10 protein-coding genes are annotated in these 12576 nt (G+C 30.8%); 7 read left to right on the top strand and 3 right to left on the bottom strand.

The genetic code is table 11. The features are described 5' to 3' along the window. Positions 1–101: 101 nt before the first annotated feature. On the bottom strand, positions 102–920 hold the full coding sequence (locus tag JX287_RS07130) for an oxidoreductase (protein WP_204644189.1): 819 nt from the start codon (positions 918–920) through the stop codon (positions 102–104). Positions 921–1284: 364 nt separating this feature from the next. On the opposite strand from JX287_RS07130, the gene JX287_RS07125 reads away from it, so the two are divergent. Then, positions 1285–1938, top strand: coding sequence for an aspartate/glutamate racemase family protein (locus JX287_RS07125; protein WP_204644181.1), 654 nt, complete (start codon positions 1285–1287; stop codon positions 1936–1938). A 1-nt stretch (position 1939) separates the two neighbouring features. Then, the gene (locus JX287_RS07120) at positions 1940–2668 is read left to right on the top strand and encodes a DUF554 domain-containing protein (RefSeq protein WP_204644171.1); all 729 of its coding nucleotides are present in this window, start codon (positions 1940–1942) and stop codon (positions 2666–2668) included. A gap of 98 nt (positions 2669–2766) precedes the next feature. Here JX287_RS07120 and JX287_RS07115 read toward each other — a convergent pair whose 3' ends face one another. Together JX287_RS07115 and JX287_RS07110 are read right to left on the bottom strand one after the other, a co-directional pair. Next, a complete protein-coding gene (locus tag JX287_RS07115) occupies positions 2767–3588 on the bottom strand; it encodes a lipoate--protein ligase family protein (RefSeq protein ID WP_204644169.1) in 822 nt (273 codons plus the stop codon). A gap of 153 nt (positions 3589–3741) precedes the next feature. Then, positions 3742–4791 (bottom strand): PTS transporter subunit IIC, encoded by a 1050-nt coding sequence (locus JX287_RS07110; RefSeq protein WP_204644167.1) that lies wholly within the window; start codon positions 4789–4791, stop codon positions 3742–3744. 208 nt (positions 4792–4999) lie between these two features. Here JX287_RS07110 and JX287_RS07105 point away from each other — a divergent pair, with 208 nt between their 5' ends. The 5 genes from JX287_RS07105 to JX287_RS07085 all read left to right on the top strand — a co-directional run bounded on the left by JX287_RS07105 (position 5000) and on the right by JX287_RS07085 (position 12558). Continuing rightward, positions 5000–5653, top strand: coding sequence for a hypothetical protein (locus tag JX287_RS07105; protein ID WP_204644165.1), 654 nt, complete (start codon positions 5000–5002; stop codon positions 5651–5653). Between the two features lie 733 nt (positions 5654–6386). Then, positions 6387–9119, top strand: coding sequence for an isoleucine--tRNA ligase (gene ileS, locus JX287_RS07100; RefSeq protein ID WP_204644162.1), 2733 nt, complete (start codon positions 6387–6389; stop codon positions 9117–9119). Positions 9120–9253: 134 nt separating this feature from the next. Further along, positions 9254–9589, top strand: a complete 336-nt coding sequence (locus JX287_RS07095) for an HIRAN domain-containing protein (protein ID WP_204644153.1) — start codon at positions 9254–9256, stop codon at positions 9587–9589. Between the two features lie 40 nt (positions 9590–9629). Next, the gene (locus tag JX287_RS07090; protein WP_204644151.1) at positions 9630–10616 is read left to right on the top strand and encodes a helix-turn-helix transcriptional regulator; all 987 of its coding nucleotides are present in this window, start codon (positions 9630–9632) and stop codon (positions 10614–10616) included. 19 nt (positions 10617–10635) lie between these two features. Then, complete coding sequence (locus tag JX287_RS07085) at positions 10636–12558, top strand: nuclease-related domain-containing protein (protein ID WP_204644149.1); 1923 nt, start codon at positions 10636–10638, stop codon at positions 12556–12558. Positions 12559–12576: the final 18 nt, after the last annotated feature.

Below are 12576 nucleotides of genomic sequence, written 5' to 3'. Positions count from 1 at the left end.
TTTATTATAATTATTTTAAACTATATTAGTCATTTTTTAAACTATTATATAAGTAATTGTAAAATTTAATAAGAAAAGGGGCAAAGCCCCTTCACTTAATATTATTTCATTTTGCTGTACATTAGTGCGTCGTATACTCTATCACCGAAGATATTACGAAGAGCTATTAGGAATTTTCCACCTTGACCAGCAACATAACGAGTTTTTGGTTTGCGAGCGTTGATAATTTTTTGTACTGTTTTAGAGATTACTTTAGGATTAGACCCTTTCATAGGTGGGTTATCCATAGCTTTGATATAAGCATTTACTACTTCTTTATATGGACCATTTTTTGATTCGAATGAGAAGTTATCACGAACCCCTTGGTTGAATCCAGTATCAATTACACCTGGTTCTAATACAACAACTTTAATGTTGAATGCTTTTAATTCGATACGTAAGCAGTCGCTGTATCCTTCGATAGCGTGTTTACTTGCGTGGTACCAAGCTCCAAGTGGAGTGTAGATTTTACCACCCATTGAAGAAGTGTTGATGATTAGTCCATCGCGTTTTTCTCTCATGTAAGGAAGTACTTTTTGTGTTAAACGAGCTACACCATATACGTTAACTTCGAATTGTTGTTGTACTCGATCCATTGAAAGTTCTTCAACTGGTCCGTATAATCCGTAACCTGCGTTATTCCAAAGAACATCTATACGACCTTGTTCTTCGATAATTTTTTTAACAACTGAATCGATGTTTTCTTCATTAGTTACGTCCATTTTCATTACGTGACCACCTAGCATTTCTAAGTCTTTCATTTTGTCTACGCTACGAGCCACGCAGTAAACGATGTGTCCAGCTTTGATAAGATCTTGAGCTGTAGATTTACCCATACCTGATGATGCACCTGTGATTAAAATTACTTTTTTGTTTTCCATTGTTTTATACCTCTTATTAATTATATTTGTTAATTTATTTCTTTTGTTTGTTGATAAATAAATTATATATCACTTTTAGTGTCAAAACTATAGCAAAACACGACAATCAAATGTCACTTCGCGCCATATTATAAATAACTTGTTATTAACTTATAATAGTCGTATATATTATATAGAAGTTATATTTTTAGTCTAGTTGAGGTTGTAATGAGTGGAGTTTACTAGTATAATTGTAATATTAGTTATTTTTAAAAAGTGTAAAATAATTAATAGAATAATTTTTGGTATTGAATTTATTCTAGAATTAGTACTAGACGTTTTAATGTATAATTATATAGAAGATAAATAGATAGGAGAACGGTATATGAAAATAGCGGTAATGGCTGGAACACCGATTGATTCGAAATTAGGTGCGGAGTTACTAAATTCATATGGTTATGGTGATGTGGTTTTAGTGCCGATTTCTAATAATCCAGTAGAACAAACTACGTTCCAAGCTTTAGAAGATAAAGAACGTGAAAATATTATTGTAAAGATTATTGATGAATTAAAAGAGAGAGGTTGCGACGCAATCTTTGTATATTGTAACTCACTTAGTTCTGTTGTCGATTTCGATAGATTGGCAGAAAAAATGAATATTTCTATTATTACTCCTATGCAAATGTATAGAAATCTAGGTCTTGAGTATAAGTATCTTGCTGTAATGGCGGCGAACTCTCATGGCCTTACGGGTGTTGAGAACAATCTTTATGTATCGAATCCGCGTCTACGTGTATTAGGATTATCAATGTTGGAGCTTGTTAAAGCGATAGAAGAGGGAAATAAACCTGAACAGATAGTTGATGATTTCAACTTTAAGACATTGTTTAATTATTTCGAATTAACGAATGTAGAAGCAGTTGTTCTTGGGTGTACTCATTTCCCTTATATAAAAAAAGAACTTGAGAAAATCACTAACCTTCACATTATTGATGTAGGAGTATTTATGATAGAAAGTTTAAAGAGAAAGGATATATAGAATGCCAATAGGAATAATAATTAATACGATTGCTATATTCTTAGGGGGTATAGTAGGAGCAGTATTGGGTGATAAATTACCTGAAAAGTATAAAGAACAATTAAATATGATATTTGGTCTTTGTTCAATGGGGATGGGAATAGCTTCAATCGGTCTTATGAAATATATGCCTGCGGTAATGTTCGCGATTATTATAGGAACATTAGTAGGATTATTTTTTAATCTTGGAGATTTAGTATATAGAGCTTGTGCAAAAATGCAAAAACTTATGGTGAAAGTTGTTCCAAAAACAAATACTTCTATGTCAGAGACTGAATTTTTAGCTACATTGATTACGGTTATTGTGCTATTTTGTTCTAGTGGAATGGGAATTTACGGAAGTCTTAGTGAAGGTATAACAGGGGATCCTAGTCTACTGATTACGAAGTCTATTCTGGATTTTTTTACAGCTGCTATTTTTGCATGTAATCTTGGATATATTGTTTCACTAATAGCAGTACCACAGTTTGTTATTTTTACGTTTTTATTTTTATCAGCTGGTTTAATAGTTCCACTTACTACACCTGAAATGATTAATGACTTTAAGGCGTGTGGTGGTTTTTTAATGGTCGCAGCAGGATTTAGAATATTGAAACTTAAGATGTTTCCGGTTGTAGATATGGTACCTGCGATGATACTAGTAATGCCATTTAGTTGGCTTTGGGTCAATGTGATTTTACATTTATTATAAATATATATAAATAAAGCTAGTTAGAAAATAAATAATTCTGACTAGCTTTACTGTATATTTATTATTTTGAATGGAGTTTTTCTCAACTCCTGATTTTATTATCTTCCCTCTAAGAAATGCTCATTTCTCTCTTTTGCTTGTTCGAAGATACTGTTGTATTCTTCAATCATTTCTTCTGTATATTCTCCTTCAACTTGTTCACAGTCTAATGAATATAATACTTTTTCAACTCTTTCATAAACATCCTCTAGAGTAAACTCTTTATGAAGAAGTTTTTCTAATGTTTCCATATAGTTCGGATCAATTTTTGGGTATTTGTAATTTATCTGTTGATCTTTAATTCCGATATCGTAAAATTCACGCATTATGTTCGCACGTTTTTGTTGATCTCCAAAGATACTTATATATATTGAAACAACTACCGAATCTTTGATCTTTCTTTGAGCGATTCCAGCGAATTTTTTTCCATTTATACTTAGGTCATAATCTCCAGGACAGTATGAGTTTGTTATTTCTATCGCGTCGATTTTATTAGCACCTTCTGGGAAGACGGCTTTGATAAAGTCGGTCATAAGCTCGTATCCTTCATTGATTGAGAAGTTCTCTTTTGGCTTATTCATTATTATTGATAAATTTAATATACCTTTATCTGAAATTATTCCTAGTCCTCCGATATTTCTAACAGCGGGAATAATATTATTTCTATAAAATGCGAATAATGCTTCGTCGAAGAATGGTACACGAGTATCTGGGGCTCCGATTATTGCAGAATTTGGTAGGGTGTATAGGTGTAATATACATTCATTATTATCAGAAACCGAACGTAAAAACATTTCATCAGTGGCGATAGGAATAAGAGGATTTACAATATTTAATGTCTTGTAAATATTGAATTTTTTATTTCTAATAAGATCTAGCATAGCTACTCCTTTAACATGTCGATAATATTTTATATCTTAAAAATTAATACTTTATAATTATAAGTTATGCAAATAATTTATGCAAGGCTTTAATAATATTAGAAAATAAAAAAGGAGACGGCTCAAAATGGTTTCGAGTCGTCTCAAATTATTTTATAGGTTAAGTTTGTAATCTTCCGGTTTAATAATAGGTACAATTTTCGTAAATAGTTTTACGAAGAAGAAACCAGAAAGTATAGGTATTACTGCGAACACTATAAGTGCTTTTAGTAGTTCAAAAGCACTACCGTCTGTAGTAGCAAGATGTGCTAATGGTCCAACTAGACCACTGAAACCAAATCCAGCACTCATCGCTGTTCCCTTGATATTTAGTAACGCAGCGAATACTCCAGAACATGCTGCACTACATAGAACTGGAAGCATGATTTTCGGTTTAGCAAAAATATTTGCCATTGAAATCTTTGGAGATCCAATAAAGTGAGCAAAACAAACACCTTTTGAGTTTACTGCCCATCCTGCGATTGCTAGGGTAAATCCACAAGCGCAGATTCCAAGATTTGCAGCTCCTGAAGCAATTCCATCGATATTAATAGCAAGAGCAACTCCTACTGACGTAACTGGTGAAACTACTAGGCAAGCAAAAATCACAGCTATAAGGATTGTCAGGATAATAGGTTGAAGAGTAAGAAGGTGTTTAATTCCATCTCCTAATAATTTTGTCACACCCGAGAAGAAAGGAAGTGTATATCTACCGATACCGCCAATAATAACGAGTGTTAATGGTGGTAATATGATTACGGCATAGTTTTTAGCTTTGTCTCCGATTAATAGGATAAAGGCTGTTGCTAAAGCGGCTGTGAATATCATCGTTACAATATCTCCTGAGCCTTTCAGCATTAGACCTGTTTTATCAGGTGTTGGTATAATAGAACCACTCGCAAATAATGTAGCTAGCCCAATAGAAACACTTTGAACAGGTGTAAATTTAAATAATAATCCAATAATAATTCCTGAAGCTAGTCCAATCATTGCATTAGAAATAGTTATTGATAATGATAAGAACGCAAGTGCTGGGTAAAGTTTTCCTATATATTTTAATGGTTCACCTAGTAATGCCCCTGGAACTAGACAAAGAACCGTTCCTAATGCTATACCATTAAGTACATTCATGGTGAAATTTTTTATTGTGATATTTTCTTTCATATGCTCTATCTCCTTTACTAAAACTTAATCTTTTTAGATTATCAATTATTATAGCGTAAAATGAAAGGGTTGTATATAAAAAGATTTGTTTTGTAACTAATTATAGTATCATTTTTACTATATCTATAGAAAAGATTTAACTTTGTTTAAACTTTAACGAGTATAGTGTATAATAATATAAGAAAAGCTATAAAAAAGGAGACTAAAAATGAGATTACTAAGAAGTTTACTATCGTTATTAATAGTTTTAGCTCTATTTGGTGGTGGTATAACATATGCATTAACTCCAAGTGAAACTATAAAAAACACAGAGAGATTGGCTAGTGTTCAAGCAACGACTAGTATGGCAGATTTAAATAAAAATTTTATCTCGAATGTTTCTTTTTCAAATTCGAAATTATCGACATCGTTAAAACTTGATAATGATACATTTTTATCGATTTTAAAAAGTTCAGTTGCCAAGGATTCAGAACTACTTCAAGGTAGTTATGAGCTTGTTGGTAATCATATTGTTGCGAAGTTACCAGTGAAATTAGGGTTGTGGGATACGATGATTACTGCTAATGTCAAAGTTGTTGGTGCAAATAATAGTGTAGATTTAGTACTAGAAGATGCTAAAATTGGAAAAGTGCCAATTCCTGATTTTGCTTTGGAAAAATATCTTAAAGAAGCATTGACTGGTACTGGAGTTGGAGTTAAAGGAAATATAATTTCTATAAAAGCATTAGGGTTACCTGTTAATGTTGATGGTGTAGATGTTTCTGGTGGTAATATTAACGTGACTGCTTCATTAACTCAACAACAAGTACTTCAATACACTGCTGATGCGTTAAAAAACTTTAGAAGAGAAAAAATAAATTAAGACTTTGGATAGGTGATATACCATGGATAATAAGCGTATAAACTAGTTAAATATTAATATAAGTTCATAAAGTTATTAAATCTTAACTAGAAGTAACATTGACTTTTTTAAAATCCAGGATTATAATATAGATAACAAAGAGATATTGAATATTCTCCCAAAAAAAAAAAAAATTTTGGAGGATTGATCGATATCTCTTTTTTATTATTTAGTAATTTTATCTTCAAATTTGTTATTTTTTAAAAAACATGATATAATAGTAACAACTAAGAATAGTAATCGCATTCCCATTGGAGAGCGAGTGCTATTCTTTTTTATTTTCACTAAAAATTATTTGAAAAAATAAACACAGTTACTTCATAAAGACCACTAATAAAATAGTTGTTGAAAATAGACATTATAGATTATATAAACTTAAAAAATCATAAACTAAATTATTAGAGAAATGTTTTCAGATAATTTTCTATTAATTTCACATAAAATACTTGAAACTTTATTGTTAATGTAATATAATATACATATCGTAAATAAAGACAAGACGACTATGTGGAGTTTTAGAGAGAAACTGGTTGGTGAAAAGTTTTATAGAAACATAGAAGTTATCACTTTATTGTGTAATAATTTTAATAGAACAAACAAGTGCTCTTAGTAGGAGTTAAAAGAGGTGGTACCGTGGATACATTTCGCCCTCTGTGACTTTTACTAAGAGTTTTTTATTTTGAAAGGAGAAAAAATGGTAGAATTAAAAGATACATTATTAATGCCAAAAACGAAGTTTCCAATGCGTGGAAATCTTCCAAATAAAGAACCTGAATTCCTAAAACGTTGGGAAGAAATGGATTTATATAACAAAATTTTAGAAAAAAATGCTGGGAAACCATCATACGTACTTCACGATGGACCTCCATATGCGAATGGTAACATCCACATTGGACACGCATTAAACAAAATCTTAAAAGACTTTATCGTTAAATATAAAAACATGAATGGTTTTGTTTCACCATACGTTCCAGGTTGGGATACTCACGGTCTTCCAATCGAGCAAGTATTAGTAAATAATGGTGTTGATAGAAAATCTATGCCAGCTAATAAATTTAGAAACAAATGTAAAGATTATGCTTTAAAACAAGTTGATAAACAACGTGCTGACTTCAAAAAACTTGGAGTATTAGGTGATTGGGATAACCCATACTTAACTTTAGATCCAAAATTTGAAGCTGAACAAATCCGTGTATTCGGTAAAATGGTAGACAAAGGATATATCTACAAAGGATTAAAACCTATCTACTGGTCACCATCATCAGAATCTGCATTAGCTGAAGCTGAAATCGAGTACCACGATCACACTTCACCATCTATCTATGTTGCTTTTGACTTAGTTAGTGAGAATGGTGCTGTAGAAAAAGGAACTAAGTTTGTTATTTGGACAACTACTCCTTGGACATTACCTGCGAACTTAGGTATTGCTGTTCACCCAGACTTTGAATACCAAGTTGTTAAATATAATGGGGAAAGTTACTTAGTTGCTAAAGAAAGAGTAGCATTCTTAGCTGAAAAATTCGGTTGGGAAAACTATGAAACAGGTGAAGTATTAGTAGGTAAGGACTTAGAGTACTTACTATGTCAACACCCATTCTTAGATAGAACTTCTACATTAATCTTAGCTGATTATGTAACACTTGATTCAGGGACTGGTTTAGTACACACAGCTCCTGGACACGGGGTTGATGACTATCTTGTTGGTCAATTACAATACAAACTTGGAGTATTATCACCAGTTGATAACCAAGGTGTTCTTACTGAAGAAGCGGGGCAATTCGCTGGTAAATTCGTATTTGATGCGAACAAAGACATTATTGCGCACTTAGATGAAACTGGAGCATTATTAAAACAAGAAGATATCACTCACTCATATCCACATGACTGGAGAAGTAAAAAACCAATTATCTTCAGAGCTACACCACAATGGTTCTGTTCTGTTGATGCATTCCGTTCTGAATTATTAGAAGCTGTAGATAACACTAAATTCTACAGTGAATGGGGTAAACCAAGATTATATAACATGATCCGTGACCGTGGTGACTGGGTAATCAGTCGTCAACGTGTTTGGGGTGTGCCAATTCCTGTATTCTATGCTGAAAATGGAGAAGCTATCCTTGATATCGACTTAATCGAACACGTAGCGAAAATTTTCGAAGAAGAAGGATCAACAGTTTGGTTCTACAAAGAAGCTAAAGAATTATTACCAGAAGGATACACTCACCCAGGAAGTCCAAATGGTGAATTCACTAAAGAAATGGACATCATGGACGTATGGTTCGACTCTGGAACATCTCACCAAGGATGTTGTGCAATTCGCAAAGATTTAACTTATCCAGCTGACTTATATCTAGAAGGAAGTGACCAATACCGTGGATGGTTCAACTCTTCACTTATCACTTCTGTAGCAGTATCGGGAGTAGCTCCATATAAAGAGTTAGTATCTGCTGGATTCGTTATGGACGGAAATGGTAACAAGATGAGTAAGTCATTAGGAAACGTTATTTCTCCTAACGAAGTAGGTAAAGAACTAGGTGCTGAGATTATTCGTCTATGGTCTGCAAGTGTTGATTATACTCAGGACGTACGTATCTCTAAAGATATCTTAAAACAAGTATCTGAAACATACAGAAAAATTAGAAATACTTTCCGTTTCTTACTAGGAAACTTATATAATGGAAACTTCAACAACCAAACAGACCTTCTTGCATATGAAGATCTAGAAGAATTAGATAAATACATGGTTCTTAAGTTTGAAAAAGTTGTTGCGAAAGTATTAGATTACTATGAAAACTATCAATTCAACAGTATTACTACTGAACTAATCAACTTCTTTAATGTTGAATTATCTTCATTCTACCTTGACTATGGTAAAGATATTCTTTACATCGAAGGTGAAGATTCTCACAAACGCCAAAGTATGTTAACAGTTCTTTACACTGTATTAAGTAAATCTGTTAGATTATTCGCACCGATTCTTTCATTCACTGCTGAAGAAGTATATGACAATATGCCATACGAAGATGCTGAATCTGTTCACTTAACTGATTTCCCAGTTAAGAACTTAATCGATGATGCAACATTAGAAGCTAAATGGGATAAACTTTTAGAAGTTCGTGATGATGTGAATAAAGCATTAGAAGAAAGCCGTAATGAAAAAGTTATTGGTAAATCTCTTGAAGCAGCTGTTGAAGTATATAGTAACGATGCAGAAGTTGTTGAGTTATTAAACTCTGTTGATAACTTAAACCAATTCTTCATCGTAAGTAAAGTTGCTGTTAAAGAAAACGATGGTGTAGCTTATGATCTTGCTACTGTTAAAGTAACTAAAGCAGAAGGACACCGTTGTGACCGTTGTTGGAACATCGTAGATGAAGTAAACGAAGAAGGTTTATGCCCACGTTGTGCTAGCATCTTAAACAAATAATAGAATAACTTACATATAGAACTTAGGTTAAATTTAATCTAAGTTCTAATTTTTTTTAATAAATTTTATAGAGTCCAAAAAAATGGACAGATAGATTGTTATAATTAAATCACAAAACGAAGAGGTGATTTAAAATGGAAAAAGATTATATTACAATTACAGGGATGGAACACTATTTTGGAAATAAAATTTTTAAAGTGGGAGATGTTATCAGTTGTGAAAAAGAGTTTGATAACGACTATGATGAAGAAGCTATTAAAGTTATGATGAAAACCTTCGGTAAAGTTGGTTATGTAGGAAATTCTTGTAGAACTGTTGCGAAAGGTACGAAAAGTGCAGGAAGAATTTACGATAAAGTTGGAGATAAATTTTTTGTAAAAGTTTGTTTTGTTACTGGAGGTTCTGTAATCGCAGAAGTTGTCAATAGAGATGTGAAAATACATAAAAGTAATAGAAAAATTCGTAAATAGTTGTTATTATATACATAAGTGTATATAAGGAGCAAAATTTATGGAAAAAGGAAGATATCAAAAATTAAAGCTATTGTATCTATTAGAAATACTAAGAGACTATAGCGATGAAAATACTTATTTAAGTGTGAAAGAATTAACTACTTTACTCTTGAAAAAAGAAATTATTGTTGAGAGAAAAACTCTATATAAAGATATAGAATTACTACAAGATTATGGATTTAATATCGTTGTTGAAAAGAATGGTCGTGAGAATATCTATGCATTAGTAGAAAGAGAATTTGAGCTTGCAGAGGTGAAGATGCTAATCGATGTAATCCAGGCGAGTAAGTTTTTAACTGTAAAAAAATCACGAGATCTAATTTTGAAATTGAAGAAATTAGCGAGTAAAAAACAAGCTCAAAAAATTCAAAGACAGGTATATTCTTTCGAAGAAAACAAATATATCAATGAAAATATTTATTATAATGTTGATGCTATTCACAATGCAATTGCAGAAAATAAGCAAATTGATTTTAATTATTGGCAATGGAATTATAAAAAACAGATGATTGATAGAAAAAATGGTGAAGTCTATAACGTAAGTCCTTTTGCTCTAGTGTGGAATGATGAAAATTATTATATGGTTGCTTTTGATGCTAAGACAGAGTTGATAAAAAATTATCGTGTTGATAAAATGCGAAATGTTGTTATTGCAGATGATGATAGAGTGGGTCATGAAAAGTTTCAAAAAGAAGATATATCTAGTTATTCGAAGAAAATATTTGGTATGTATGGTGGAACTTTAGAAAAAGTGACTTTAGAGTTTAAAGAATCATTAATAGGAGCAATCGTTGATAGATTTGGAAAAGATATTATTATTCATAAAAAAGATGATATTTATCAAACTTCTGTAGAGGTTATGTGTAGTGGTCATTTCTTAGGTTGGATTTTCTCTTTAGGTAGTGATATAGAAATATTAGCACCTCAAAATGTTCGAGATTTATATGTTGAGAAAGTGGAGGTGTTATTAAAAAAATACAGATAAACGAGAAGGATGAATGAAAATGGATAAAAATATTGTTTTGTTAGATATCGTAGAAACTGATGTAACGAAAGTTGTTTCTGTTTCATTAAAAAGAATAAATATAACTGATAGATTTGAAGTCATAGAAGATAGAAATTTTCATCGTAAAATGGAATCTGGAGAATATTTGTTCGATTTGGAGGATACTCTAGAAAGTTATTTTAATAATATACCATCAGAAATAGATATTAAAGTTTTTGTTTGGTATAAGGAGAAGAAAGAATTAATAGATAAATATTTTTCTTTTCTTAGTGATTATAAATTTGAATTTATTCAATCTAAACTTATAAAAGTAGGATTAACAAATGGTAAGAATCCTGTTAAATATTCTATGAAAAAAGTATTGAAGCTATTTGAGATTGAGTATGATAAAAATAACTTGGGCGTTCCTAGATATGCAGTAGATATATTTTATCAGATTTTCGAAAGACTTGTAGTTTATTTTGAACGTAGAAGTGAAGTTAGTGATTTTTGTAAGATGGAGAGCGGTTTGATACATGAAGTATCCTGTAGAACATTGAAAAAATCTACTAATAAACCTTCTTTAGATTGGGTAGACTTTATTTGGGGAGATTATCGTTTTTGTAAACATTGTTGTAGTTTTGAAATTAAAGGACCTTTTTATAAAGAAATGTCAAATGAACAACTAAAAAACGAAGGTATTTTTCTAAAAAATATTAAAATTAGTAATGCTACTGGAGAAGTCTGTGAAAAAGGGGAGGTTACTGAAGCAGATATAGTAGTGAATGAAGATTCTAAACAAACAATTTCAGCTATAGAATTTGTCGAAGAAGATTATGTTATTGATGATACATTAAAAGAAATAAATGAAATTATTAATAATAAAAAAACAGAGCATGTGAATTTACCAAATGGAGAAAAAATCGAGATTTTCAAAGCTAATGACACATTAAATAAAAATATTAGAGAACTTATGGATAAGAAGAAAAATGAAAGTTCTGCTTTGAAAATTAATGATATTGATCATCGAATCTTACTTTTTAAAATTGGAGAGATTGGTGAAAATAAGGTGTTAGATGAATTGAAATATAGTTTTTATCCAATGTATATTTTAAATGATATTGAAATTAATATTGGAGAATTTCATTGTCAAATTGATTTTATAATAATAACAAAAAAATCTATGTATTTGATAGAATGTAAGAATACTAAATTTAATGTTAAAATTGATGCGAGTGGAAGTTTTTTCCTTTTAACTGAAGGTAAAAAGAGTCGTACTTTTAGTGTTTTAAATCAAATAGAAAGACAAAAAATGATTTTGGAGCAATTAGATTTTGGAGTAGACATTATAAATGTGCATCCTATAGTTGTTTATGCAAATGAAGAAACTGGAATAGAAATTGAAGATCAGACTAAATTAAGAGGTATTGATGTAATTAATTTAGATTGCTTAAATAGCTTAATTAGAGAAAAAGAAAAAGATTTAAAAGAAATCTATAGTGAAGAAGAAATTGAAAAAATTAAAAATAAATTAATGAATCCTGAATTGAAAGATACTAATTATGTTGAAGAAAATTTCATGAAGTGGGATGAGTTTGAATTAAGAAGGCAATTAGAAAAGAATATAAATGAGAAAAAAGCATTGGAAAAGATTGTTGAGAAAAATTTAACAAAAAATGTAACTACATTAAAAAATGAATCTAAAATTTCACATGATGAATTTGAAAATGTTTTAGAGAGATATTTGATAAAAAAATCGGAAAAATTAGGTGTGACTACCTCATCATTAATGACGGAAATGATGAAGGATGAAGTGTTAGAAAAAATGCCAACGACTAATGCACAGTTATCTAAAATGTTAGTTAGTAACAGTGTATTCTTCCATAAAATATCTAATGATTTATTAGCGATGATTAACAATGTTAAATCAATTATGAGTTAAGCAGTATGAAGTTAAAAT

Source organism: Gemella haemolysans (assembly GCF_901873445.1).
Taxonomy (GTDB): Bacteria; Bacillota; Bacilli; order Staphylococcales; family Gemellaceae; genus Gemella; species Gemella haemolysans_C.
Note: the sequence above shows the minus strand (reverse complement) of the source record. Positions and strands in the feature narration are given on the sequence as shown.